We start from the raw sequence: 25,649 nt of genomic DNA, 5'->3' as shown, positions 1-25,649 counted from the left end.
TTCAGTGCTCCTCATCAGGCTTGATCGCCGGGCGTCGGAGTTGGCCTCCTGCTTTGCAATGCGAGAGACGGTTGAGCAGGTTCAGGGTGATCCTCCCCACGTCGTTCATTGCTTTGCCGGCAGGCAGCGCACCGCACCAGGCGACCGAACTTGCCGAAAAGATCAGGCCACCCGCAGCAAGATTTCGTAACGTCATTTCGGCGCAGCGACGGCCGACGCGTTCTTCATCCCCGCCCGCGTACCAGCGCGAGGGATCCTGGAAGAAGCCGGCCGGAAAGTCCGTCGCGCGGGCGATCACGACGGTGTCGGCCGACGTGCCCAGGGCCGGGTTCGTCGCATCCACCTCGTAACCCGCGGCGGCACCCAATACGATGCCTTCCGAACCGAAGGTTTCGTCCTCGATGCCTTCAAACAACCATGCGCATTCCGGCGCGTGGCTTTCGGGCGTTCGCGTGAACGGGCGCGCGCCGTCGAAACCCATCAGCGAAATCGCGCCGCCGACCAGTGAAAACTCGCCACGGCCCCGGGAGCGAAGGTGGCCGCCAGGCTCGTTGGTTATCGACAGATATTGTTCGCTGACCGGACCATCCCAAGTGCGGCCAGGTTCCAGGGGCGAGCGGCGCAATTCCATCAGGTCGTCCTTGAAGGCGACCGTTCCGGCAAAGCCGTTTCCGCCGAGATAGGCGATGCTGCCGCCCTCGGCCGCGAATTGCCGCAGCGCCCCTTCCATCTCGGTCGACATGTATTCCGGATGGCTTCCGGTCACGACGGCCCGATACCCGCGGAGAGCCTCGATCCCCTGCCGATGCAGATCGTGATCGGTGACGATATCGAGCGCTATGCCGTTCTCGTTGCAGAATCTGAGGAAATGCAGATCGACCGGCAAGTTGTGAGGACAGCCGCATAGCGGGTAGTTGTAGTCGTCCCGCAATGTCACTTTGGGTTTGCGATAGGAGCAGATCGACACGCCGCTGAGATCGGAGTGATAGTCGTAGAGCGACTTGAGGCTGTTTGCGATGGCAAAGCGGTGTCCGCGATCGTCGCACTTCCATTCATAAAGATGGTCGGGGAGATACTCGTCCGCGTAAGCGAGATAGGTCGCGGTCGGCAGCAGATAAAGCAGCGGTGAGGAGGCACGCGCGGAGGTGACGAAGAACACGATGCGCTCGTAGCCGCCGTCCCATTCCACCTGGAAAGCGTACACGCCCGGCTTTGCATTCTCGGGCACCGCGGCGCGGTGGGAAGCGGGCCAATCGAGCGGTCCCATGTCATCATCATGGCAATGGACGGCATCGTAGTGCGAAGGCACGAGCCGGGGGTCGAAGCTTGATCCGTCCCAGCGCTCCGATGTCACGCAGAATGTAGGCTGATTGATCACATCGAGCGCCAGCGGAACCGGTCCGCCGGAAGACAGGATCGGTCCAGTCGGCAGCAGAGTCGGGAACTCCCAGGCGATTGGCCCCTGAGAAGTCTCCAGCCGAATAGCCGCAAATCTCGCGTTGAGCGTTAGCTCACTTCGACAATCGCTCGCTCCGAAGAGGATGTCGGTCCCTTGCGAATGCCATTCGGCGTTGGGCAAACGCCGCTTGAATTCATAAGGGGCAAGGAGGTCGTGAGATTTCAGCTTGAAGAACGGCTCGTCCTCATCCAGGCCGAGCTCGACGGTCAGCCAAACCCCTGGCAGAGCCTGCGCAGTGAACAGGCGATCGTTCCGCACCTCCAAAGTGATTGCCCCATCGCGAAGGCTCAGCAGAAAGGACCCCGCTTCCAGGATGGTGCGCGGCCCCATATTGCGGGTGAGAAGCAGCTCAAAGCGGATGCCCTTGATCGCCGGCCCCTTCGCAAGCTCCTCGGCACGCAGGCGGAGGTACGATCCTTGATCGAAGCTGCGATGCGCGTCGGGCTCGGATGTCGCCTCGATTGGCCAATCCACAAAATCCGCGGCTTGCGTGTCCAGCCGGCATATCCGCACGCTCTTTATCGATCGACTGCAGGAGAGGCAAAGTTCTACCCGCTGGCCGGGCCTCACGCTCCAGGGTGTGGTATAGCCGACCGCGCTCATCGCTCCATGGTCAACCAAGCGGCGCATCGATCGTGCCTCTCAAATCCATGAATGACAGAGCGACTTCGCAGTCTCGGTTCCAGATCGACCGGTTATCGTGCATACCCCTCAATCACTATCGCAACCCAAATGATTTGTATATGCTTGTATAGGTAAGTTCTACCGGCTAGCCTCGTGGGAGATCGGCCAAGCCGGCCGTGCCAAGGAGGATCGCATGCGCAACGCTCCGCTCTTCGACCTGTCGGGCCGGAAAGCGCTCGTCACCGGGGCAAGCCGCGGCATCGGGCGTTCCATTGCCGAGGCGCTGAGCGCGGCCGGCGCCGATGTCGCCGTCACGGCACGCAGCCTTGCCTCGCTTGGGGAGACGACGGCAGCCATCCGCGCCGCCGGCGGGGTGGCGCACGCCATCGCCCTGGACGTCACCGATGTCGGCCGCTGCAGGGCGGCGACGGCCGAGGCCGCCGGCCTGCTCGGCGGTCTCGATATTCTCGTCAACAATGCCGGGATGGAGGAAGTCCGCCCCTCGCTCGATGTCGACGAAGCGCTTTGGGACAGGATCGTCGACACGAATCTCAAAGGCGCATTCTTCTGCGCCCAGGCCGCCGCGCGGCACATGAAGGACACCGGTCGGCCCGGCGTCATCATCAATCTTTGCTCGCTCACCTCCGAAGTCGGGATTCCGACGGCTGTGCCCTATGGCTCGTCGAAGTCGGGCCTGCTCGGCATGACGCGCGCTCTGGCGGCCGAGTGGGCGGATCTGGGGATCAGGGTCAACGCCATCGCCCCCGGCTATTTCAGGACGGCAATGACGGAAGTGTTCTACGGCAATGAGGCATGGCGGCAATCGATGCTCGCCAAAATCCCACAGCATCGCTTCGGCGACCTGTCGGACCTGCACGGGATTGCGGTATTCCTCGCCTCCGATGCCTCGGCCTACATCACCGGTCAGTCCATCCCGGTCGATGGCGGCTTTCTCGCGTCGATCTGAGTGGCCTCTCATCAGCTGAGCTCGAGTTTGCTGGACGCAGAAAATGCTGGCAGCCGTTATACGTACATGTATATACTTTATAGGCTGGCAATGGTTCTATCTGCGGTCCTTGTCCCGTATTGCCGGTCTCAAAGGTCTTCCAGGCGTGTGACCGGCCATCGCCAACCGCCACTGCATTCCAGGAGAAGGAGCAGCCATGTCCGATATCAGCTTCCACGACCTGTCGACCCTCGATGCCAACCGGCGGGCCAGCCTGCTGAGGCGCGCCGAAGCCGATCTTTCGGTCTTCATCGAAAAAGCCCGTCCGATCATCGAGGCGGTCAGGACCGAAGGTGATGCGGCCCTGCTTCGGTTCGCGCGCGAGCTCGACAAGGCCGATGTGGCCGATGGCGGGCTCAAGGTCTCGGAAGCGGAGTTCGACGCGGCATTCGACAAGGTCGAAAAGGATGTCGTGGAGAGCATCCGGTTCGGTATCGAGAACATCAGGCATTTCCACGAGGAGCAGCGTCCGGAAACGATGTGGCTGAAGGAAGTCCGGCCGGGCGCCTATGCGGGTGACAGATACACCCCGATCGCCTCCGTGGCGCTTTACGTTCCGCGCGGCAAGGGCGCCTTCCCGTCGGTGACGATGATGACCTCGGTCCCGGCTGTGATTGCCGGCGTGCCCCAGATAGCGATCGTGACGCCGCCGACTTCCGATGGATCCGTCGATGCCGCGACCCTGGTTGCCGCACGCCTCGCCGGCGTCGAGACCGTGTACAAATGCGGTGGCGCCCAGGCGGTCGCTGCTGTCGCCTATGGCACCGAGACGGTGAAGCCCGCCGTCAAGATCGTCGGGCCGGGCAGTCCCTGGGTGGTGGCGGCAAAGAGCCTGCTGTCCACGGTCATCAACACCGGCCTTCCGGCCGGCCCGTCCGAAGCCATTATCTTTGCCGATGAGAGCGTCGATGGCGGCCTTGCCGCGCTGGACCTTTTGATCGAAGCCGAGCACGGGCCGGATTCCTCGGCCTATCTGGTGACGCACAGCCGCAAGGTCGCCGAGGCCGCGCTTGCCGCGCTGCCGCAGCATTGGTCCCGCATGAGCGAACAGCGCGTCGAATTCTCGCGCGCTGTGCTGACCGGAAAGCGCGGCGGCATCGTGCTGACCGCGTCCCTGGAGGACAGCTATCGCTTCATCAACGACTATGCTCCGGAGCATCTCGAGATCCTGTCGAAGGAACCGTTCGCGCATCTCGGGCACATCACCGAAGCGGCCGAGATCCTCATGGGTCCGCATACGCCGGTGACGCTCGCCAACTTTGTCCTCGGGCCCAATGCCGTGTTGCCGACCAGCCGGTGGGCGCGCACCTATGGGCCGCTGTCGGTCACGGATTTCGTCAAGCGCTCGTCGGTCGGTTATGTGACGTCGGCGGCCTATCCGGAACTCGCCCGGCATGCGCGCAGGCTCGCCCGCTACGAAGGCTTCAGCTCGCATGAAAACGCGGTGTCGGAAATCCGCAGCCGCTATCTCTCGGTCTGAGCGGAAGCGAAGACTATGAAGGCCGCGCGACTTTACGGACCCGGCGACTTGCGCGTTGAGGATATCGCCGCCCCGGGCGTCCCCGATGCGGGCTGGGTGAAGCTCAAGGTGGACGCCGCAGGCATCTGCGGTTCCGACCTGCACAATTTCCGCACCGGTCAATGGATAAGCCGCTCGCCTTCGACGGCCGGCCATGAATTGACGGGCACGGTGATCGCCGTCGGAGAGGGCGTCGACACCATCGCCATTGGCGACCGGGTGGTCGCCGATTCACGCTTCTGGTGCGGAGAGTGCGCGCAATGCCGTGCCGGCAGGCGCCATCTCTGCACGTCGCTAGGCTTCGTCGGCGAAATATGCGACGGCGGATTTGCCGAACAGGCCGTGCTCCCCGCGCGCCTGTTGCATAGCGTCGATGCCGCGCTTGATGCACGGGTGGCGGCGATGGCCGAGCCGCTCGCCGTTGCGCTGCACGCGGTACGGCGCCTGCCGAAAACAGCAGGCTCGGTGCTTGTCCTCGGCTGCGGGACCATCGGCGGCCTTGCCGCCTTGCTGCTGTCGCGGACGTTAGCGGGCACCGTGCTGATCGCCGACCGCAACCAGGCTCGCTGCGCTCGCGTCGCGCGCGTGACCGGCGCCACGATCGTCGATCTAGACCCGCACGCCATCGCCTCAGCGACTGCGAATACCCCCTTGCTCGCGGCCATCGAGGCGACAGGCAGCGTCGCCGCGCTCAGTCAGTTGCTGGGTGTTCTCGGCCCGGGCGGCACCATTGCGATGGTCGGCATCTTCCACGGCCGGCTCGACATCGACCCCAACATGCTGGTCGAGCGGGAGATCGCGTTGCTGGGCTGCCACGCCTTCGCCGACGAGCTTCCCGATGCCATCCGGATGCTGGGTGAGCTGAGCGAGCCGCTGATCAGCCTGATCGACCGCGAGATCGGCCTGGATGACGTCCCCGCAGCCTATCGGCGGCTGCTGGAAGGCCAGGGCGACGGCTTGAAAACAATCATCCGGATGCGGCAACCCCTTGAGCATTCCTGATTTCCGTGCTTGCCGGAAAGGACATCTGAAATGAACACTCTGCCCGATACGGCCAGCCCCCTCTACGAGAAGGTCAAGGACTACATCCTGACGAACATCGGAACCGGCCGGTGGAGCAAGGACCGCAAGCTGCCGTCCGAAAATGAATTCGTGGCAGCGCTTGGCGTCTCCAGGATGACGATCCACCGTGCCTTGCGGGAACTGACCTCGGCGGGATTTCTGATCCGGCTGCAGGGCGTGGGAACATTCATTGCGCCGCCGCGGCCGCAATCGGCCCTGATCGAGATCAACAACATCGCGGCCGAGATCCTGGCACGCGGCAACAAGCATCGTTCCGAGGTTCTCGTCCTCGAAAAAATCATGCCGGAAAAGGAGCTTGCGCTGTCCTTCGAGTTCGCCAGGCGTTCGTCGGTCTACCACTCCGTCGTCGTCAATTTCGAGAACGATCTGCCTGTGCAACTGGAAGAGCGCTTCGTCAATCCGAGCCTGATACCCGACTACGACAAGCAGGATTTTTCCAAGACCGCGACCTACGACTATCTGATGCAGAAAACACCGGTGACCGAGGTCGAGCACATCATCTCGGCAATCCCAGCCGATGCCGAGACGGCGCGGCATCTAGGCATCGATGCCGGCAGCTGCTGCCTGCTTCTGCACCGCCGGACGTGGACGGGAGCGATCGTCGCCACGATCAGCAAGCTGACCTATGTCGGCAGCCGCTATTCGCTCGGCAGCCGGTACTCTCCTTCCAAAAGCGGCTGATCGCGGCAAGGCGAGCCCTGTTCCGGCGCAAATCGCGTGACGGACTTCCTGGATGCCATCGGCCATAACGCCATGCGGCAAACGAATGCGGTCTGATGTTCCGAAAGTTGCGAACCCAACCCGTCCAACTTGTATATGCATGTATGTATTTTAGTCTTGACATTCACCGCCGCCGACGTCGAGTATCCTTGCGCTTCCGTTGAAGCGGCAGGTAAGACGCCGAGGCACAGTGCCGCAAGAGCATAAGCCCGCATTCTCATCCAGGCCGGATATGCAGTTCAAAGAGCGGCGCGATCATAAAGGGGAACAGAGATGATGCGTAACCTAGCAGGACAATTTCGTGCACTCGTCGCGGCTGCTGTCATCGGGTTCGCCCCGGCGGCCTTTGCCGCCGACGCGGCCATTCCCGCGACGCCTGAAGCGGGCACCTTCAAGATCGGCATCGAGCCATGGCTCGGCTATGGCCAGTGGCACGTCGCCGAGGCCAAGGGCCTGTTCAAGGCAAGTGGGTTGTCGGACGTCCAAATCGTCAACTTCGCGGAAGACAAGGACATCAATGCCGCGCTCGCGAGCGGCCAGCTCGATGCCGCCAACATCGCGACCCATACCGCGATGGGTATGGTTGCGGCGGGCCTGCCGGTGAAGATCGTGCTGCTGCTCGACGTCAGCATGACGGCCGACGCCATGATCGCCGGCAAGGATATTTCCTCCGTCGCCGACCTCAAGGGCAAGCAGGTCGCCTTCGAGGAGGGCACGACCAGCGACATCCTGCTCAAATACGCCCTTGCCAAGAACGGCATGTCCATCGCCGATGTGCAGCCGGTGCCGATGCCGGCGGCCGACGCCGGCAGCGCGCTGATTGCCGGACAGGTCCCGGTCGCGGTCACCTACGAACCTTATCTCACCGCGGCCAGGGCGCAGAACAAGGACGTCAAGCTGCTCTTCACCGCCGGCGAGGATCCCGGCCTGATCAGCGACGTGCTTGTGGTGCGCGACGAGGTGATCAAGTCGCGACCCGGCCAGGTGCTTGCCATGATCAAGACCTGGGATGCGGCCCTGAAGGACTACAACGGCGATACCGCCGGTGGCCGCGCCATCATTTCCAAGGCCGTCGGTTCCAGTGTCGAGGACCTCAACACGGCCTTCGACGGCGTGCGCTATTATTCTCTCGCCGAGAACAAGAGCGCTCTGACCGGCGAGTTCTCCACCAAGACATTCGCCGATGTCGAAGCCGCCGCCAAGAATGCCGGGCTGCTCCAGGCCGACGTGACACCGGAGCAGATGATCGACCCGTCATTCGTCAAGGCCGCGGAATGACGAAGGCTGCGTCGCGGTGGTAGCGCGGATGTCCGAGCAGCGCGCCGCCAAAACGAGCCAGCCCGGCCCCGCACAAAGATCGGCTGCGCGACCGGTATTGCGCCGCCGATCCTCCGGAATCGGCGCGCCCATCACGCGGTCGCGTTTCCTGATGATCGCCGTGGCCGTTTTTGCCGGCCTCGGCCTTGCCTGGTGGGCGGCAACGGGCCTGGAGCTGGTGAAGCCCATCTTCCTGCCCTCGCCGGAAAGCGTGGCGGGGCAGCTCGGCAAGCTCTGGAGCGACGGCACGCTGTGGCTGGACCTCAAGGCCTCGATATACCGCATCTCCATCGGCTTCCTGATCGCCTCGGCACTGGCGATTCCGATCGGCGTGCTGATCGGCAGCTTCAGGGTCTGGGAAGCCGCCGTCGAGCCGCTGGTGGATTTCATCCGCTATATGCCGGTGGTCGCCTTCGTGCCGCTTTCCATCCTCTGGTCGGGAACCGGCGACGCCCAGAAGTTCCTGATCATCTTCATCGGCACCTTCTTTCAGCAGGTCCTGATGATCATGGACAATGTGAAGCGGGTTCCGACGGATTTCGTCGGCCTCGGCAGGACGCTCGGCCTGCCGGACCGCAAGATCCTGACGCGCATCGTGGTGCCCAGCGCCTTGCCGGGCATCTGGGACACGCTGCGCATCAGCCTGGGTTGGGCGTGGACCTGGCTCGTACTGGCTGAGCTCGTCGCGGCGACATCCGGCCTCGGCTACCGCATCACCGTGTCGCAGCGTTATTTCCAGACAAACACCATCATCGGCTACATCTTGCTCTTGGGCGTGCTCGGTCTCATCACCGACCAGGTGATGAAGGCGCTGGGAAAGGTGCTGTTCCGGCAGGAAGGCCACGCGCAATGAGGTTCGGCCGATGAGTGTGCCCAAACTGCGCATCGAAGGCCTGCACAAGAGCTTTGGCACCGGGGAGCGGCGCACCGAGGTGCTGCGCGACATCAATCTCGATCTTGCCGATAACGAGTTCGTCTCGCTGGTGGGCACGTCGGGTTGCGGCAAGAGCACGCTGCTGTCGATCGTTGCCGGGCTGCAGGATTTCGACGCGGGCGAGCTCGACATCGACGGCTCGCCGATCCTCAAGCCCGGGCTCGACCGCGGCGTCGTCTTCCAGTCCTACACGCTGCTGCCCTGGCTGACGGCGCAGCAGAACATAGAATTTGCCCTCAAGGCCGCCGGCTATGATCGCTCGACCTGCCGCAGGATCGCGCGCGAGCATCTCGATCTCGTCAAGCTGCCGCACTGCGCCGACCTCTACCCGTCCGAACTGTCGGGCGGCATGAAGCAGCGCGTCGCCATCGCGCGGGCGCTGTCCTACCGGCCCAAGATGCTGCTCATGGACGAGCCTTTCGGCGCGCTCGACGCCTTGACCAGGCACCAGATGCAGGAGCTGCTGACGCAGATCTGGGAGGAGCACCGGCTGACCGTGCTCTTCGTCACCCATGACGTGGAGGAGGCCGTCTATCTGTCCGACCGCATCGTCGTCATGGGGATCGGCCCGGGACGCATCATGCGAACCTTCAACGTCGACATAGAGCGCCCGCGCCGGGAAGAGGTCATGGAAAGCGCGGAGTTCATGGACCTGCAGCGCAATGTTCACAAGGCGATCCGCGAAGCTTCAAGACGCCCCGAAATGGCATGAGGCGAGCCGGCCTTGCCGGCTGCCTGCGGTATCGCCCCTCTGCGACTAACATAATCCTCATCCGTCAATAGCTTACGAAGCGGTTCGCCAAAGTTGACAAGAGCCCGCGGGCGGCGGTGTCGCAGCTTCCGATTGGGCTGAATACGCCAAGCAATTCCAGGGCAAAGCAAGCCAAACAACGGGCGAGCCTTCGCGCTTTTTTAAGCGTTTGCCGGCGTGCGGATAAGATTCGATCTCGCGTCGGAACAAATTGGCGCCCACCACGTTGTGGAGCTTGCGGTGAATTGTATACCTCGCCGCGAGGGCGGGACTTCATCTGATCATCAGTTTCTTCAAAAGCAGATGGACTGGGGAGGGGCACTGTGAGCGTGCAGGCATCAAGGGCGCAATTAGATCGTCGTCAGATTCTCAATTCCTTAAAGGCCTTCAGGCGAGGCGACTTCTCCATCCGGATCGATAACATCTACGAAGGAATCGATTCCGATATTGCCGATGCCTTCAACCAGATCGTCGAACTCAACGATCAGGTGACGAAGGAGTTTGAGCGACTGAGCAGGGTCGTCGGCAAGGACGGGAGAATTGGCGAGCGGGGTCATGTCCGCAATGCCACCGGCAGCTGGGAATCAAGCGTCAGGTCGGTCAACGACCTGATCGAAGACATGGTTCAACCGACCGCCGAAGTGGCCCGCGTCATCGGGGCAGTGGCCAAGGGCGACCTTTCCCAGACAATGATGGTCGAAATCGACGGCCGCCCGCTGCGCGGGGAGTTCCTGCGCATAGGCAAGATCGTCAACACGATGGTGGGGCAACTGGCTTCCTTTGCCTCCGAAGTGACACGTGTCGCGCGTGAGGTTGGAACGGAGGGAAAGCTCGGCGGACAAGCGCGGGTGAAGGGCGTGGCCGGCACGTGGAAGGACCTGACCGACAACGTCAACGCCATGGCCACCAACCTTACCGGCCAGGTGCGCAACATCGCCGAGGTGACCACTGCGGTGGCGTCAGGCGATTTGTCTAAGAAGATCACTGTCGATGTGAAGGGCGAGATCCTCGAGCTCAAGAACACCATCAACACGATGGTCGATCAGTTGAACTCGTTCGCATCGGAAGTGACGCGCGTCGCGCGCGAGGTCGGCACGGAAGGCAAGCTCGGGGGCCAGGCGCGGGTCGAAGGCGTCGGCGGCACGTGGAAGGACCTCACCGACAATGTGAACTCCATGGCCGAGAATTTGACCGGCCAGGTCCGCAACATCGCCGAGGTGACGACGGCGGTCGCGCTGGGCGATCTCTCCAAGAAGATCACCGTCGACGTGAAGGGCGAGATCCTGGAACTCAAGAACACCATCAACACGATGGTCGATCAGTTGAACTCGTTCGCATCCGAGGTCACGCGCGTCGCGCGCGAGGTCGGCACCGAGGGCAAGCTCGGCGGCCAGGCCCAGGTTCGCGGCGTCGCCGGTACCTGGAAAGACCTGACCGACAACGTCAATTCCATGGCCGAGAACCTCACCGGCCAAGTGCGCAACATTGCCGAGGTCACGACGGCGGTTGCTTCGGGCGACCTGTCGAAAAAGATCACGGTGGCAGTGCAGGGGGAGATTCTCGAGCTCAAGGATACGATCAACACGATGGTCGATCAGCTGAACTCCTTCGCTTCCGAAGTCACGCGCGTTGCGCGCGAAGTGGGCACGGAAGGCAAGCTCGGCGGGCAGGCAGAGGTGAGGGGCGTCGGGGGCACCTGGAAAGACCTGACCGACAACGTCAATCTGATGGCGGCCAACCTGACTGGCCAGGTTCGAAACATCGCCGAAGTTACGACAGCCGTCGCCCGAGGCGACCTTTCCAAGAAGATCACTGTGGACGTCAAAGGCGAGATCCTCGAGCTCAAGGATACCGTCAACACGATGGTCGACCAGCTGAACTCCTTCGCCTCCGAAGTCACGCGCGTGGCGCGCGAGGTCGGTTCGGAAGGCAAGCTCGGCGGCCAGGCCCATGTGGAAGGCGTCGGCGGCACTTGGAAAGACCTGACCGACAACGTCAACGCCATGGCCGGCAATCTGACCGTGCAGTTGCGCGACGTGTCCAAGGTCGCAACCGCGATCGCGACCGGCGATCTGACGCAGAAGATCACCGTCGATGCCTTGGGAGAGATCCTGCAGATCAAGGATGTGATCAACACGATGGTTGATCAGCTGAATTCCTTTGCCTCGGAGGTGACGCGCGTGGCGCGCGAGGTCGGTTCGGACGGCAAGCTCGGCGGCCAAGCGCAGGTCAGAGGCGTGGGCGGCACCTGGAAGGACCTGACCGACAATGTGAATGCGATGGCGGCCAACCTGACGGGCCAGGTGCGCAACATCGCGGAAGTGACCACGGCCGTGGCGCTCGGCGACCTTTCCAAGAAGATCACCGTGGACGTCAAGGGCGAGATCCTTGAGCTCAAGTCGACCATCAACACCATGGTCGATCAGCTGAACTCCTTCGCCGGCGAGGTGACTCGCGTGGCGCGCGAAGTCGGCACCGAAGGAAAGCTCGGCGGCCAAGCCCAGGTGCGAGGCGTGGCCGGTACATGGAAGGATTTGACCGACAACGTGAATTCCATGGCCGAGAATCTGACCGGCCAGGTTCGCAACATCGCCGAAGTGACGACGGCGGTCGCGCGAGGCGATCTTTCGAAGAAGATCACCGTCGACGTGAAGGGCGAAATCCTCGAGCTCAAGTCGACCATCAACACCATGGTCGACCAGCTGAACTCCTTCGCCGGCGAGGTGACACGCGTCGCACGTGAAGTCGGCACGGAAGGAAAGCTTGGCGGTCAGGCCGAAGTGCGCGGCGTGGCCGGCACTTGGAAGGATCTGACCGACAACGTCAACCTGATGGCCACCAATCTGACCAACCAGGTGCGCGGCATCGCCGACGTCGTGACTGCGGTTGCGCAAGGCAATCTCAAACGCAAGCTGACTGTGGACGCGAAGGGCGAAATCGCCTCCCTGGCGGACACCATCAACGGGATGATCGAAACGCTCGCCACCTTTGCCGACCAGGTGACCAATGTCGCGCGCGAAGTCGGCATCGAAGGCAAGCTTGGAGGCCAGGCACGCGTGCCTGGCGCCGCCGGTCTGTGGCGCGATCTTACGGACAACGTCAATCAGTTGGCGGCCAATCTGACCACCCAGGTCCGCGCAATCGCCGAGGTCTCGACAGCGGTGACGAAGGGTGATCTGACGCGCTCGATCAGCGTCGAGGCTTCCGGAGAGGTCGCCGCGCTCAAGGACAACATCAACGAGATGATCCGCAATCTCAAGGATCAGACGTTGAAAAACGCCGAGCAAGATTGGCTGAAGACAAATCTCGCGCGTTTCTCCCGCATGCTGCAGGGAGAGCGCGATCTCGCCACCGTGTCGCGTCTCATCATGTCCGAGCTCGCTCCGCTTGTGAACGCGCAATACGGCGTCTTTTATGTGACCAATCGGGACGAGGAGGAGTCCTATCTGGAACTGGCGGCGTCCTATGGTGCCGAGAGCAAGGCGGCAATCAAGCAACGCCTCGATCTGCGTGAGGGTCTCGTCGGACAAAGTGCTGCCGACAAGCGAGCCATTATGCTCGACAATGTTCCGCCGGACTTTTTGCGCGTCACATCGGGGCTTGGCAGCGCCTCGCCGGCGAACGTCATCATTCTACCTGCCTTGTTCGAAGATGAGGTCAAGGCCGTCATCGAGCTCGCATCCTTCAGCGAGTTCCGCGACACGCACCAATCGTTTCTCAATCAGCTGATGGAATCGGTCGGCATCGTCCTCAACACGATCGCGGCGACGATGCGCACCGAGGGCCTGCTCAAGCAATCGCAATTGCTGACATCCGAGCTGCAGGCGCGCCAGACCGAACTGACGAAAAAGCAGGAGGAACTGCACGCCACGAACGAGGAACTCCAGGAGAAGGCTCAACTTCTGGAGAATGAGAAGAAGCAGGTCGAAAACAAAAATCTCGAAATCGAGATGGCGCGCCGGGCGCTTGAGGAGAAAGCCGAGCAGCTGGCGCTTACCTCCAAGTACAAATCCGAGTTCCTCGCCAACATGAGCCATGAGCTCAGAACCCCGCTCAATTCGCTTCTCATTCTTTCAAATCTGCTTGCTACGAACCAGCAGGGCAACCTCAACGAAAAGCAGGTCGAGTTTGCTCGCACCATCAATTCGGCCGGTACGGACCTTCTCAGCTTGATCAACGACATTCTCGATTTGTCGAAGATCGAGTCCGGCACGGTCTCGATCGACATCAACGATATGCCAGTCGCCCATTTGCGCCAGCATATGGAGCGCACGTTCCGCCAGCTTGCAGCCGACAAGGGTCTGGGCTTTACCATCAATGTCGATCCCGCTCTTCCGGAAACCGTGCGTACGGACGAGAAGCGGTTGCAGCAGATCGTGCTCAACCTGCTGTCGAACGCCTTCAAGTTCACCTCCGAAGGCAAGGTCAGCCTGAGTTTCAGAATGGAAAAGGCGGGACGCCGCAACGGCGCCAAGCTGCCCAGGAAAGCGCTTGCCATAGCGGTGACCGACACCGGTATCGGCATCCCGGAAGACAAGCAGAAACTGATTTTCGAGGCGTTCCAGCAGGCCGACGGCACGACCAGCCGCAAATATGGAGGAACCGGACTTGGGCTCTCGATCAGCCGTGAGATCGCCCGTTTGCTCGGCGGTGAGCTAAGAGTTGAAAGCATTCCCGGCAAAGGATCGACGTTCACGCTCGTCATTCCGATCGATGGTCCCAGGGTTGCCGCCGCCAGCCAGCCGGAACTGCTTCCGGCCACCGAGGCAATCGCGACGACAGCGGCGCCCAGCGGTTTGCCATCGGCGGAATTGATGGACGATCGCGACGCTATATCGGCGCAAGACAGGGTCGTTTTGATCGTCGAGGACGACCCGACCTTTGGCGGTCTGCTGCTGGGCCTGGCACGGTCTGCCGGGTTGAAAGGCGTCCTGTCGACCGCAGGCTCAGGAACCTTGGCGCTGGCCCGCAAACTGGTGCCGGACGCGATCACGCTGGACCTCGGCCTTGCGGACATCGATGGATGGGTGCTCTTCGACCTGCTGCGCCATGATCCGAAGACCGCCGGCATTCCCATTCATGTGATTTCCGGAGCGGAAGACATCGATAGCCTGGCTCGCAAAGGGGCATCGAGCATCTCGACCAAACCGGTGTCATCCGAGGAGCTGGTGAAGGTGTTCCAGGAAATTCATTCGAGGAACCTGCGCGTCCAGCGCCGGGTGCTCGTGGCTGACTCCGATCCCGAGCGCCGACTTTCCCTGGTCGAGACGATCCGGGACGGCGTCACCTCGGTCACCGCAATCAGTCGCGCGGCAACCGCAGAGGACATCGACCTCGCCTCATTCGATGCGGTTGTCCTTGGGCTTGGAAAGTCTGCCAGGGATAATGCGCGGGCCCTTGACGAACTCACCAACCAGTTTTCAGACGGCCTTCCGCCGCTGCTGTTTTTTGCCCCTCATTCGGAGGCAGTTGAACAGGTGCTGGCGTTGAATCCCGCTTTGTCCTCAGTCCCGCGAGCTGAGAATTTTGCTCAATTGGCTCTCCATATATCTGCGACGCTTCCGGGAGGACTGCGCGAGGAAAGCGGGGCAGGTGCCGAACGAGCTGACAACAGGTCGAATCTTGCGGGCGCGAAAGTCCTGATCGTCGATGACGATATTCGAAATATCTATTCGCTGACGAGCGTCCTTGAGACCTACGATATCGAAGTCCTTCACGCTGAGCGCGGTCGCGATGGGATAGCTTTGCTGGAGGAGAATGCCGACGTCGACGCAGCCTTGATCGACATCATGATGCCGGAGATGGACGGCTACGAGACGATGAGGAGTATCCGCAACACACCCTCCATCGCGCATATTCCGTTGATATCGGTGACAGCAAAGGCGATGAAAGGCGACCGGCAGAAATGCCTGGAAGCCGGGGCTTCCGACTATATTGCCAAGCCTGTCGATCTCGACCTGCTGTTGGCACTGCTGCGGGTCTGGATCGGTCGCTCTCGGGATCGGGTCGAGACATCCCAAAATCTGCTTAGGTCAGTCAGCTGACGGGATGCCCGATGCAAAGGCTGTCGCGGATACGTTCGAAGAAACTGGAGATTGTGCAGTTGGCGGACAATCAGTCAAAGGCACGCATCCTGGCGGTCGATGATGACGAACGAAACCTGTTGGCGATCGAAGAAGTTCTCACTCCACTCGCGGAAGTCGTCGCTGTGCAATCCGGCGAGGAGGCTCTGCGCTGCCTCCTAAAGGAGGATTTCGCCGTTATCTTGCTGGATGTTTTGATGCCGGGCCTCGACGGCTACGAAACAGCCGCGTTGATCCGCCAGCGCGAACAGTCCAGACGAACCCCTCTCATCTTCCTCACGGCCATCAACAAGGAAGATGCTCATATGCTGCGTGGCTACGACGCCGGCGCAGTGGACTATATGTTCAAGCCCTTCGACCCCGCCATGCTGCGATCGAAAGTGGCTGTATTCGTCGAGCTTCACGAAAAGACGCTCGAGATCCAGCGCAATGCGGTCGCCGAACAGGCACTGCTGGCGAAAGCCTTGCAGGCCGAAAAGCAAAAGCTCGAGGCCGAACGATCGCTGCGCGGCGCCGAAGAACGGCAGGAGGCCATTCTTGGATCCTTGCCCGTCTGTTTTCACGCCAGGTTCGCCGAGCCGCCCTTTGCAGCCCGGTTTGTTTCAAAAGGTGTCGAACGTCTGACCGGATTCCCGCCTGAGCGACTGACGTCCGAGCCGCGGTTTGGGCTGAGCCGGGTGCATCCGGAAGATCTACCCAGGGTGCGGGAAGCTTTATTGGCGGCAAAGGTGACAGGCTCCTACACATGCGAGTTCCGCTGGCAGTGCGCCGATGGCAAATATCGTATCTTTCTCGACCAAGGAATCCTGTCGAAAGGTGTCGACGGACGCCGACCTGAAATCCTCGGCACTTTGCTTGACGTGACCGAGCGGCGTGAGCTCGAAAATCAACTTCTTCAGTCACAGCGCCTCGAAGCGGTCGGGAAACTCACCGGAGGGCTGGCACACGATTTCAACAATCTGCTTGCCGCGGTTCTGAGCGGACTAGGATTGCTCGAGAGGCAGCTTACGCTTGACGAGCAAGCAAAGAAGATCGTTGAACTCACTCGCCGCTCCGCGAAGCAAGGCGCCGAACTTGTCAACCGCATGCTTGCCTTTTCGCGGCGTCAGAATCTGAAGCCGACGGCAGTGCGGCTGGCCGCGCTGGAAGATACGATGAACGGCTTGGTGGCTCCCGTGCTCGGCGGCCTGATCCGCTTTGAGTGGAAGGTCGACAACTCCGTTTGGCCCGCGCATGTCGACGTCGGCCAATTGGAGTTGGCGTTGATGAATCTGGTGTTCAACGCGCGCGACGCGATGCCCTCCGGCGGGACAATTGCCGTGCAGGCGCAAAATCGGGTCATCAAAATACCTTCCGAAGACCTGGCGGCCGGAGAGTATGTAGTCCTCACCGTCAAGGACACCGGTGCCGGCATCCCGAAGGAGATTCTGACCAAGGTCGTCGAACCGTTTTTCACGACGAAGCCCGTCGGGAAAGGCACCGGGCTTGGTCTCAGCACGGTATACGGTTTCATGAAGCAATCGGGCGGCGCGCTTCGCATAGACAGCCTCGTCGGGCGCGGAACATCCATGGAGCTGTGGCTGCCGCGTTCAGCGGAGCAGCCTTCCGACAATGTGGCAGATCTGGATGGAGAGAGAGTCCTGGTCGAGACTGCAGGGAAGGCTTTCCCTTCGCTTCTATTGATTGACGACAGCAGCGGATTGCGGCAGCTAACCGCGGAATCGCTTCGGCAACACGGGTTTACAGTGACATGCGCAGCAGGGGGTGCCGAGGCGCTGGCAATTATTGAACGGACACCGCATGAGTTCGACGTCATTGTCACCGATTTCGCAATGCCGCTCGTGTCCGGAATCGAGGTAATTCGCTTCGCGCGCAACCTGCGCTCCGATTGGCCAGCGGTTATGATAACCGGCTATGCCGACGCTGACGCAATTTCAAACCGCCCATCGGACGTGCCATTGGTCAACAAGCCGTTCCGGGAAAAAGATCTCATCGAGAGCATCTTGCGGGTCAGCGCCTTGAAACCAGTCGGCGGCCGGCCGACAGCCGGTTCCGGTTAGATCCAGACTTGGCAGTGGCCAACCGGTCTTTCGCGCCGGACGACCGCACCCGCTGATACGACTGAGCATTCGAGGGACGGCTGCTCATCCGTTGGCGGGCGGCACCTTGGCCGGCATGTGCCGGGCGAGATGAGCGATGGGTCAGCGCCAGAAATCCAGAACCTCCTCCGCAGCGGCGACTTCGACATGATGCGAATATCGCGTCGTGAACAGCTTGAGTATATTTTCGTAGGCTTCGTCCGATGTGCTGCAGATCGCATCCTCGACCAGGATCGTTCTGTAACCGAAGTCGATCGCTCCGAGCAGCGTCGCCAACACGCACATGTCGGCCTCGCCTCCGCTGACGATAAGCTCGGTCACACCTTCCGCCTGAAGGCTCCGGTGGAGCTCGCCGGTCAGCCAGGGAGAGTAAACGGACTTATCGAAAACGCGAGCCGGCGGCACGAAATCACGCAGTTCGGGCAGCAGCTCGAGGCTGCCCGGGCCGGCACATTCGATAGTCATCTGCGACCAGCGCTCATAGTATTGACGCCAATGGCCCTGGCCTTCGCCAGGTCTTCTCGCCGTTATGAACCTGGTGAAAATCGTTCGCTCAGGCCTGCCATCGACAAGCGAAAGCACCTTCGGCAGGATGGCGGGCAGCCACTCAACCGCCCATGGCCCAGGCGGCAAGAACATCATCTGCATGTCAACGCAAATGTGGACGGCTCGTGTTGAGATTGGCGTCATCGCGATCCAAACTTCCCTGCCGTGAAAGCTAAGCCTTTGTGTCACCCAATGCTTGCGCCGTCGGACCGGTGTCGACGCCCGTTTCGCGGCCGGCCTCGGCGAGGAGCGCGTCGGCGAGGTACTCTTTCAAGTCGCCGACCTCATCGCTGATTTCTTCCGCGAGGATGCCTTCCCGCTCCGCGTCCGCGATGCAAGCTCTCGCCAGTCTTTCTGCCGCGGCCTCCGGGGATGCTTCGGCGGCCGGTCTAACCGCATGGCCCTCGATCCACTCCTCGACGAAGTGTCCCGGTTTGTTGACGAGGATATCGACCTGGTCTGGGTTGACTTTAGGCGCAGGGAGAGTGTCGACCTTCATGACTTGAACTCCGGATTTGTGAATTACAAACGCGGACGCTTAAGCAAGGATGCATAGTCTCTGTCCCTCTCGAAGGACTGTGATCGTAATGTGAAGGAGAGCTGATGGCGCGTTCGTCTGAAACGGCAAGAGCGTGGCCCGCGCCTTTTGTTGGATCGCGGTTGGTTTCACTTACGCTTGCGGTCGAGACGCTTGAGTGATTCGCGCAGTTTGTCAGGAAGCCAGCGGTTTACGTGAAACAAGGGCAAGCTGCGTAGATATCGGCGCATGGTTTCATTCGAGAATTGCCGCCTAAGAAGAGCGGCTGTGGATTTGTTGTCGCGTTTGTCGGCCATGGCTGCAGGTCAAACATGAGGCGGCTTGCTTGATCAAAAACTTGTTCCACACTCCGTTGTTCCCCCCAGTTACAAACAGTGAAGGGTCCACTGCCGATTTGCGCCCCCGATTTTTGACGGCCCATGGGTAGGGATCCCACGTAACCTTGATCAATGGCCGGTCTTCTGATGTGGCGCCGCGACCGCCTTGCTCTGCGGCGATGCCTTCTCGCGCAGCCCGCGGAGCTTTGCAGGCAATCGAAGGCGGGAAAATCCCATCGCTGCTAGCTTTCGCTATGCTTCGTCAAAACGACTGCCTTCCTTGGAAGGGTCCCGCGACAGCACACGTTCTTCCTCGTCGTCGGGCAAGGCTTCGTCGCTCTCCTGATAGGGGTTGTCGTCATCCTCTTCGGGGAGGACGCCTTGTGCTTCGGCATCGTCCTCCGGATCGCCGTTTACGGCGACGCTGCCAGGCGGCACCCGACCATTATCAAGAGCGTCCCAGTCCTGTTGTTCGATGCCGGGAGCTTCGGTTTCATCCCGCCTTGCGGCTCGCTGTTTGTCGCGCGGATCCATTTCTCGTCTCCAAGATAGGTGCGTCCGTGACGCGGGCTGTTCTAACCATAAACCGTTTGATGGGGTCGGTTGTTCCGGAGGGGCGCTGCTACGAGATCTGCTCGAACGTGCATTGGCGCGGCGCTTTTTCGGGCCGCCAGCGAATGAATCGAGTGCCATGCCGGAACCGCTCGCCGGTGACGTGGTCGAAGCGGACTTCCACGACCAGTTCCGGCCGCAACGGCTCCCATTCGCCGCTGCGCTCGGTGCTCCAGCGGCTCGGCCCGCCCGGCGCCTTGCCGGTGAAGCCAGGCCCGCCACGCAGCGCCTCCAACTTCTTCGTGAGCGTGGCTCGTTCCTCGTTGGCGATTGTCGAGGTGAAGCCGACATGGTCAAGCAAGCCTCGTTCATTGTAGAGGCCAAGCAATAGCGATCCGACCTGCGACTTGCCGTTCAGATAACGGAAGCCGCCGACCACGCAGTCGGCAGTGCGCAGCCGCTTGACCTTGATCATCGCGCGCTCGCCCGGCTGATAGGGATCGCTCAGCCGCTTGGCGACGACGCCGTCGGTAGAGCCATGCCCGGCGTCCTCCAGCCATCGCCTGGCGGTCGCGAAACTGGTGGTGCAGGGCGAGAGCTGAAGAGCGTCTGTGTTTGCTTGCGCAACGAAGTTTTCAATTGCCGTGCGTCTTTGCGTCAATGCGACTTCGAGCAGCGATTTGCCGCCCGGCGCGACCAGCATATCGAACAGGATCAGCCGCGCCGGCGTTTCCGCGCTCAGCTTGCGGATGCGGCTCTCGGCCGGATGAAGCCGCATCTGCAGCGCGTCGAAGGATGCGGCGCCGTCGATCTCGATGACGATTTCGCCGTCGACCACGAAATCCTTGGCTTCGGGGTTTTGCATCATTGCTGTGAGTTCGGGAAAGTAACGCCCAAGCGGCTTGCCCGACTTCGCCCTGAGATCGACCGTTTTGCGATTCTTGAAAGCGAGGCAGCGAAACCCATCCCATTTCGGTTCGAACTGCCAGACGCCTTTGTCCTGCGGCAGTTTTTCGTCGATCCGAGCCTCCATCGGGGATGTATCGAGGGGGAGAGGGAACGCGTCGGTCGCGGCCGCTGCCATCGTCGACCCTCAGGCGTCGAGATCGATCAAGGCGATGCCAAGGCCGGGGCGTTTGGTGCGCCGCAGGTGAACGGGCGATTCCGTCACCGTGACTTCGAGCGTAGGGTTGACGATGCCTTCAACAAGGTGGCCGCCGCGCGTCGATCCGTCGCTTAGACCCAGGACAGCATGGATGTGCAGGCTCGGTCTGCCGCCGTCGTCGACCGCGATGTCGCCAACAGCGCTCAGAACCTCGCATTGCTCGCCGACCGGGATCTTGCGGTAAGATTTCGAGCCAAAGTCGAACCAGCCAACGGTCGCCTTCTCGAATGCGCCGATCGCGGTCAGCGAGGCGCCGGCAATTCCTTGCTCGTCGGCGAAGTCGGACAGGGCAGCAAATGCTTCCTCGCCTGGGTCCAGCACAACCACGAATGTCCTTTGTCCAGAAGTCTGTGCGACCAGTTTCGATTTCATATCGGCCCGCCATCAGCGTTGGTATTGGCCGTAGAACTCGAACCCGGCATGCATGTTCCCGCATGATGAGCATCTTCGAAGGGCAGGATCACACTTCTGTGAGGCCTAGGATCCCGCGCCGGCCAGGCCGGAACAATGGCCTGCATGAATGGTTAGCCCCGATGAGCAGCCAGCCAGGAGCGAGCCATGTCCCAGCCTTCCGTCCCATCCACGCTTGGCCTCAGCCGGCGCAATTTCATGACAGGCACAGTCTCGGCCGCCGCAGCACCATTGCTCGTTTCATCGGCGAAAGCCGAAGTCCCTGCCGCCGCTGGCGCGGCGCTTCGCGAGCCAGTGGTGACGTCGATGCGGATCAACAAGCAGGCCTATGAGCTGTCGCTCGATACGAGAACCAGCCTGCTTGACGCCTTGCGGGATCATATCGGGCTAACCGGCACCAAGAAGGGTTGCGACCATGGACAGTGCGGGGCGTGCACGGTTCTTGTCGACGGCAAACGCGTGCTCTCCTGTCTCAGTTTCGCGGTGATGAATGCCGGCAAGGATGTGACGACCGTCGAGGGGCTGGCATCCAGCGACGGTAAGCTGCATCCGATGCAGCAGGCCTTCATCGACCACGATGCCTTCCAGTGCGGCTACTGCACGCCGGGCCAAATCCTGTCGGCCATTGGTTGCATCAATGAAGGGCACGCAAAATCCGAAGACGACATCCGCGACTATATGAGCGGTAATATCTGCCGTTGCGCCGCCTATCCAAACATTGTTGCTGCCATCCTGCAGGCACGCGATCAGATGAAGGGAGCCTGATATGCGTCCCTTCGTCTACGAACAGCCGACCGACATTTCCGCGGCCGTCGCGATCGCATCCCGCTTCACGACCGAGGACGACCAGCCGACGCGAGCGAATGTGCAGTTCATCGCCGGGGGCACCAACCTTGCCGATTATATGAAGCTCGGCGTTGCCGAGCCGAACCGGCTGGTTGACCTCAACCGGCTCAAGGATCCAGGCCTCAGGCAAATCCGGGTGACCGACGATGGTATCCGCTTCGGGGCTCTGGTGCGGATGGGTGAGGCGGCAGATCACGCTGAGCTTAAGCGCGGCTATCCCGTTATTGCCGACAGCTTGCGGCTGGCCGCAAGCGGCCAGATCCGCAACATGGCAAGTCTCGCCGGCAATGTCCTGCAGCGCACGCGCTGCGAATATTTTCGCGAGACATCCTGGCACTGCAACAAGCGCGTGCCAGGATCCGGCTGCGCTGCGATGGAGGGTTTCAACCGGCAGCATGCGGTGCTGGGCGGCAGCGATGCCTGCATCGCGACGTATCACGGCGACTTTGCCCAGGCGCTGATCGCGCTCGATGCCGTCGTGCGTGCCGAAGGCTCGCGTGGAGCGCGAAAGATACCGCTCGCCAAGCTGCATCGTCAGCCACGCGATACGCCTGAGATCGAGACCGATCTCGCTGCTGACGAGATCATCACCGCCATAGAAGTGCCGGCTGTGCCATGGGCGCGGCGCTCGCTTTATCTGAAGATCCGAGACCGCGAATCCTACGCGTTCGCGCTGGCTTCGGCGGCCGTTGCGCTCGACCTGGACGGCGACAACGTACGCGAGGCGCGCATTGCCCTGGGCGGCGTGGCGACCGTGCCGTGGCGCGCCAAAGCGGCGGAGGAAGCCCTGCAAGGAAAGACGCTCGACGAGGCTTCGGCGGGAGCGGCGGCAGATGCCGCCTTCGCCGGGGCCGAGCCGCGCCAGCACAACGCATTCAAGATCGAGCTCGGCAAGCGAACGCTGGTGCGCGCGCTGCTCGAAACCCGCGACATGAAGGTGTGACCATGGACACTGCCGCTCCGAGACCGAAAGAGAACCAGGGCCAACCGCTGCCGCGCGTCGATGCACGGCTTAAGGTCACCGGGCAGGCGCATTACCCAGCCGACTTGCCGACCGCCAACATCGCCTACGGCGCGCTGGCCACCAGCAGTATTGCCAAGGGCAAGGTGGCCAAGCTTCATCTCGACGACGCCCGTGCCGTGCCCGGGTTGCTCGACATCGTCACGTATGGCGACATGGACAAGGTCGAGAAGCCGAAATTCGGCAATTCCGGCGCCACCTCGATCGGGCCGCTGCATGACCGGACGATCTTCCATGACGGCCAGATCATCGCGCTTGCGGTTGCCGAGACATTCGAAGCCGCCGAAGAGGCGGCGCAGTTGATCCGCGCCGAATATGATGCGGAGACGCCCACGGCGAGCTTCGACAGTCCGGGCACGGCGACCATTCCCGCCGCCGGCAAGAGTCCTCTGTTCAAGGAAGACGTGAAGGCCGGCGACTTCGATGCCGCCTATCGAGAGGCCGCGGTGAAGATCGACGCGCGCTATTCGACGCCCACGCAGCACCACAATCCGATCGAGCTGTTCTCAACCACCGCCTTCTGGCAGGGCGACCAACTGATCGTCCACGAGCCCTCGCAAAACGTGACCGGCTGGAAGGTCGAGCTTGCCAGGCAGTTGAAGATCGATCCCGCAAAGGTGCGCATCGTCAGCCCCTTCATCGGCGGCGCTTTCGGTTCCAAGGGACCGATGACGCCGCGCACCGCCATCGTCGCGGTTGCCGCCAGGCGGCTCGGCCGACCGGTGCGTTGCGTGACCAGCCGGATGCAGGCCTTCGGCACCCAGACCTATAGGGCGGAGACAAGGCACCGCATCCGGATCGGCGCCGGCAAGGACGGCCGCATCACTGCTTTCGCGCATGAAGGCTGGGAGGTCACCTCGCGGCCGGACTCCTATGTCGTGGGCGGCACGTCGGCAACCGGCCGCATGTATGCTTACGGTTCTGTGCTGACACATGTCTCGCTGGTGCAGGCGGACCGCAACACGCCCGGCTATATGCGCTCGCCGCCCGAGACGCCTTATGTCTATGCGCTGGAAAACGCCATGGACGAAATGGCGGTAGCGCTCGGCATGGACCCGGTGGAATTCCGCCGGATCAATGAACCGAAGACAGAGCCGATCGGCAAGAAGCCGTTCTCCAGCCGCTCGCTGATCCAGTGCTATGACCAAGCGGCCGAGGCTTTTGGCTGGGCGAAGCGGGACCCGAAAGTGGGAGCGATGCGCGACGGCGACTGGCTGGTCGGCATGGGCTGCGCGACGGCGATTTATCCAACCGCAGTCGCGCCATGCGCGGCACGGGTGCGCCTGACCGTCGATGGCGATGTGCGGCTGCAATGCGGTTCGCATGAGATCGGAACCGGCGTGCGCACTGTGGCCGGTCAGATGGCGTCGGAACGCCTCGGCGTCAGCATCGATCGGATCAGCGTCGAAATGGGCGACAGCAGCCTGCCTCCCGCTCCTGTCTCGGGGGGCTCGATCTCCACCGCGAGCGTCTGCTCGGCAGTGCTGAAGGCCTGCGATGCCATCCGCGCCAAGCTATATGCCGGCGCGACCGCCGAGGGCGGGCCGCTGGCGGGCTCTCACAACGAGGAACTCGACCTCGCCGACGGAAAGATCGTGGCCAAGGGCGGCGCTTCGGCAAAGGTCGAAGATGTCCTGAAGACCATGCAGGTTGGCGCAATCGAGGAATATGCCGAGTTCGCGCCCAAGGGTGCGACGCCCGAAGCGCTGAAGAAGCTCTATGCCGGCATGCCGGAATTCCACGGTGGCGAGCAGGATGAGGATTCGGTGAAATACGCCTTTGGCGCCGAGTTCGTCGAAGTCCGCATCAACCGCTACACGAGGGAGATCCGCGTGCCGCGCATCGTCGGCGCGTTCGCGGCCGGCCGCATCATGAACACGCGCACCGCGCGCAGCCAACTGATGGGCGGCATGATCTGGGGCATCGGCCAGGCGCTGCATGAAGCGACGGAAGTCGACAGCCGCTATGCCCGTTACGTCAACCGCGACCTGCAGGACTATCTCGTGCCGGTGAATGCCGACATCAAGGACCTGCAGGTGATCCTGGTTCCGGAAGTCGACCACGCGGTCAACCCGGCCGGCGTGAAGGGCTTGGGCGAACTGGGCAATGTCGGCACGGCCGCGGCTGTTGCCAGCGCAGTCTACCATGCCACCGGCAAACGCATCCGCGATTTGCCGATCAGGATCGAGCAGTTGCTCGCTTGAGCATGCCTGCGATGCATGCGCATTTTCTCTAATAGGGCGAAACCCATGTTTCACCTTGGGGTGTGGATGCTGCCCATCGCGGGTATCCCTCTGATCCTCATTCTGATCTGGATGTATTTCCTCGCCAGGCGCCGAAGCCGGCGGCCGGCGGAGCGGAAGGGCGGTCCGTCACAGCCGACGGGGCGGCGTCGCAACGACCTGAAGCGCTGAAGTCTTTAGCCCGGGTGGCCGATCTCTGTCACCCGGTCGGCAAAGCGTGGGCGATGACTTCGTGCCGACCTTGGTTTCCGTGAAGTGGCGGCCGCCAAACGCCGAACGCATGGGAGCGGCGGTGGTTGCGGATTAAATCCGCGACCTGTTCCCGGTTGCAGTCACCATTCTGTGATTCCGACGCGGGCGCGGAACCTTGGCGGCGAAAGCACCGTTAGGGGGCGTCAACTCTGGGTTTGCCTTC

At 61.9% G+C, this 25,649-nt stretch carries 18 protein-coding genes; 12 read left to right on the top strand and 6 right to left on the bottom strand.

The features are described 5' to 3' along the window. Position 1: 1 nt before the first annotated feature. On the bottom strand, positions 2–2,089 hold the full coding sequence (locus LB515_RS04205; RefSeq protein WP_224706845.1) for a N,N-dimethylformamidase beta subunit family domain-containing protein: 2,088 nt from the start codon (positions 2,087–2,089) through the stop codon (positions 2–4). Positions 2,090–2,276: 187 nt separating this feature from the next. On the opposite strand from LB515_RS04205, the gene LB515_RS04200 reads away from it, so the two are divergent. The 9 genes from LB515_RS04200 to LB515_RS04155 all read left to right on the top strand — a co-directional run bounded on the left by LB515_RS04200 (position 2,277) and on the right by LB515_RS04155 (position 17,556). Then, positions 2,277–3,050 (top strand): SDR family NAD(P)-dependent oxidoreductase, encoded by a 774-nt coding sequence (locus LB515_RS04200; RefSeq protein WP_224706844.1) that lies wholly within the window; start codon positions 2,277–2,279, stop codon positions 3,048–3,050. Between the two features lie 196 nt (positions 3,051–3,246). After that, positions 3,247–4,569, top strand: a complete 1,323-nt coding sequence (gene hisD / locus LB515_RS04195) for a histidinol dehydrogenase (RefSeq protein WP_224706843.1) — start codon at positions 3,247–3,249, stop codon at positions 4,567–4,569. A gap of 15 nt (positions 4,570–4,584) precedes the next feature. Next, on the top strand, positions 4,585–5,610 hold the full coding sequence (locus LB515_RS04190; RefSeq protein ID WP_224706842.1) for a zinc-dependent alcohol dehydrogenase: 1,026 nt from the start codon (positions 4,585–4,587) through the stop codon (positions 5,608–5,610). Between the two features lie 30 nt (positions 5,611–5,640). Further along, a complete protein-coding gene (hutC, locus tag LB515_RS04185) occupies positions 5,641–6,372 on the top strand; it encodes a histidine utilization repressor (RefSeq protein ID WP_095768633.1) in 732 nt (243 codons plus the stop codon). A 315-nt stretch (positions 6,373–6,687) separates the two neighbouring features. Beyond that, positions 6,688–7,689 carry an ABC transporter substrate-binding protein gene (locus LB515_RS04180; RefSeq protein ID WP_095768689.1) on the top strand — a complete coding sequence of 334 codons (1,002 nt, stop codon included), beginning with the start codon at positions 6,688–6,690 and terminating at the stop codon, positions 7,687–7,689. 28 nt (positions 7,690–7,717) lie between these two features. Next, complete coding sequence (locus tag LB515_RS04175) at positions 7,718–8,581, top strand: ABC transporter permease (RefSeq protein ID WP_411969120.1); 864 nt, start codon at positions 7,718–7,720, stop codon at positions 8,579–8,581. A gap of 10 nt (positions 8,582–8,591) precedes the next feature. Continuing rightward, positions 8,592–9,374 carry an ABC transporter ATP-binding protein gene (locus tag LB515_RS04170; RefSeq protein ID WP_095768634.1) on the top strand — a complete coding sequence of 261 codons (783 nt, stop codon included), beginning with the start codon at positions 8,592–8,594 and terminating at the stop codon, positions 9,372–9,374. A 368-nt stretch (positions 9,375–9,742) separates the two neighbouring features. Next, entirely contained in the window at positions 9,743–15,457 is a 5,715-nt protein-coding gene (locus LB515_RS04160) for a HAMP domain-containing protein (protein ID WP_318011855.1), read from the top strand. A gap of 11 nt (positions 15,458–15,468) precedes the next feature. Further along, complete coding sequence (locus LB515_RS04155; RefSeq protein WP_224706841.1) at positions 15,469–17,556, top strand: response regulator; 2,088 nt, start codon at positions 15,469–15,471, stop codon at positions 17,554–17,556. Between the two features lie 141 nt (positions 17,557–17,697). Here the strand turns inward: LB515_RS04155 and LB515_RS04150 are convergent, their stop codons facing one another. From LB515_RS04150 to LB515_RS04130, 5 genes are all read right to left on the bottom strand, one after another. Beyond that, the gene (locus LB515_RS04150) at positions 17,698–18,285 is read right to left on the bottom strand and encodes a cysteine hydrolase family protein (protein ID WP_140839082.1); all 588 of its coding nucleotides are present in this window, start codon (positions 18,283–18,285) and stop codon (positions 17,698–17,700) included. Positions 18,286–18,313: 28 nt separating this feature from the next. Beyond that, the gene (locus LB515_RS04145; RefSeq protein ID WP_224637471.1) at positions 18,314–18,640 is read right to left on the bottom strand and encodes a hypothetical protein; all 327 of its coding nucleotides are present in this window, start codon (positions 18,638–18,640) and stop codon (positions 18,314–18,316) included. A 608-nt stretch (positions 18,641–19,248) separates the two neighbouring features. Next, entirely contained in the window at positions 19,249–19,530 is a 282-nt protein-coding gene (locus LB515_RS04140) for a hypothetical protein (RefSeq protein WP_095768638.1), read from the bottom strand. Between the two features lie 88 nt (positions 19,531–19,618). Further along, positions 19,619–20,632, bottom strand: a complete 1,014-nt coding sequence (locus LB515_RS04135; RefSeq protein ID WP_224706840.1) for an ATP-dependent DNA ligase — start codon at positions 20,630–20,632, stop codon at positions 19,619–19,621. A gap of 9 nt (positions 20,633–20,641) precedes the next feature. Then, positions 20,642–21,085, bottom strand: a complete 444-nt coding sequence (locus tag LB515_RS04130; RefSeq protein WP_224706839.1) for a PPC domain-containing DNA-binding protein — start codon at positions 21,083–21,085, stop codon at positions 20,642–20,644. A gap of 186 nt (positions 21,086–21,271) precedes the next feature. On the opposite strand from LB515_RS04130, the gene LB515_RS04125 reads away from it, so the two are divergent. The 3 genes from LB515_RS04125 to LB515_RS04115 are packed head-to-tail and all read left to right on the top strand — an operon-like array spanning position 21,272 to position 25,195. Next, on the top strand, positions 21,272–21,889 hold the full coding sequence (locus tag LB515_RS04125) for a (2Fe-2S)-binding protein (protein ID WP_224706838.1): 618 nt from the start codon (positions 21,272–21,274) through the stop codon (positions 21,887–21,889). 1 nt (position 21,890) lies between these two features. Continuing rightward, on the top strand, positions 21,891–22,913 hold the full coding sequence (locus tag LB515_RS04120) for an FAD binding domain-containing protein (protein ID WP_224706837.1): 1,023 nt from the start codon (positions 21,891–21,893) through the stop codon (positions 22,911–22,913). 2 nt (positions 22,914–22,915) lie between these two features. Further along, a complete protein-coding gene (locus LB515_RS04115; protein ID WP_224706836.1) occupies positions 22,916–25,195 on the top strand; it encodes a xanthine dehydrogenase family protein molybdopterin-binding subunit in 2,280 nt (759 codons plus the stop codon). Positions 25,196–25,649: the final 454 nt, after the last annotated feature.

Origin of the sequence: Mesorhizobium sp. CA15 (assembly GCF_020165215.1) — a bacterium.
Taxonomy (GTDB): Bacteria; Pseudomonadota; Alphaproteobacteria; order Rhizobiales; family Rhizobiaceae; genus Mesorhizobium.
This window is presented reverse-complemented; position numbering and strand designations above follow the sequence as displayed.

Excerpts from the sequence above, each read along its gene's own strand:
- LB515_RS04115 (WP_224706836.1), top strand. The coding sequence starts at position 22,916 with ATGGACACTGCCGCTCCGAGACCGAAAGAGAACCAGGGCCAACCGCTG.
- hisD (WP_224706843.1), top strand. The coding sequence starts at position 3,247 with ATGTCCGATATCAGCTTCCACGACCTGTCGACCCTCGATGCCAACCGG.
- hutC (WP_095768633.1), top strand. The coding sequence starts at position 5,641 with ATGAACACTCTGCCCGATACGGCCAGCCCCCTCTACGAGAAGGTCAAG.
- LB515_RS04145 (WP_224637471.1), bottom strand. The coding sequence starts at position 18,640 with ATGAAGGTCGACACTCTCCCTGCGCCTAAAGTCAACCCAGACCAGGTC.
- LB515_RS04175 (WP_411969120.1), top strand. The coding sequence starts at position 7,718 with ATGTCCGAGCAGCGCGCCGCCAAAACGAGCCAGCCCGGCCCCGCACAA.
- LB515_RS04170 (WP_095768634.1), top strand. The coding sequence starts at position 8,592 with ATGAGTGTGCCCAAACTGCGCATCGAAGGCCTGCACAAGAGCTTTGGC.
- LB515_RS04155 (WP_224706841.1), top strand. The coding sequence starts at position 15,469 with ATGCAAAGGCTGTCGCGGATACGTTCGAAGAAACTGGAGATTGTGCAG.
- LB515_RS04120 (WP_224706837.1), top strand. The coding sequence starts at position 21,891 with ATGCGTCCCTTCGTCTACGAACAGCCGACCGACATTTCCGCGGCCGTC.
- LB515_RS04205 (WP_224706845.1), bottom strand. The coding sequence starts at position 2,089 with ATGCGCCGCTTGGTTGACCATGGAGCGATGAGCGCGGTCGGCTATACC.
- LB515_RS04150 (WP_140839082.1), bottom strand. The coding sequence starts at position 18,285 with ATGACGCCAATCTCAACACGAGCCGTCCACATTTGCGTTGACATGCAG.
- LB515_RS04125 (WP_224706838.1), top strand. The coding sequence starts at position 21,272 with ATGTCCCAGCCTTCCGTCCCATCCACGCTTGGCCTCAGCCGGCGCAAT.
- LB515_RS04135 (WP_224706840.1), bottom strand. The coding sequence starts at position 20,632 with ATGGCAGCGGCCGCGACCGACGCGTTCCCTCTCCCCCTCGATACATCC.
- LB515_RS04130 (WP_224706839.1), bottom strand. The coding sequence starts at position 21,085 with ATGAAATCGAAACTGGTCGCACAGACTTCTGGACAAAGGACATTCGTG.
- LB515_RS04140 (WP_095768638.1), bottom strand. The coding sequence starts at position 19,530 with ATGGATCCGCGCGACAAACAGCGAGCCGCAAGGCGGGATGAAACCGAA.
- LB515_RS04200 (WP_224706844.1), top strand. The coding sequence starts at position 2,277 with ATGCGCAACGCTCCGCTCTTCGACCTGTCGGGCCGGAAAGCGCTCGTC.
- LB515_RS04190 (WP_224706842.1), top strand. The coding sequence starts at position 4,585 with ATGAAGGCCGCGCGACTTTACGGACCCGGCGACTTGCGCGTTGAGGAT.
- LB515_RS04180 (WP_095768689.1), top strand. The coding sequence starts at position 6,688 with ATGCGTAACCTAGCAGGACAATTTCGTGCACTCGTCGCGGCTGCTGTC.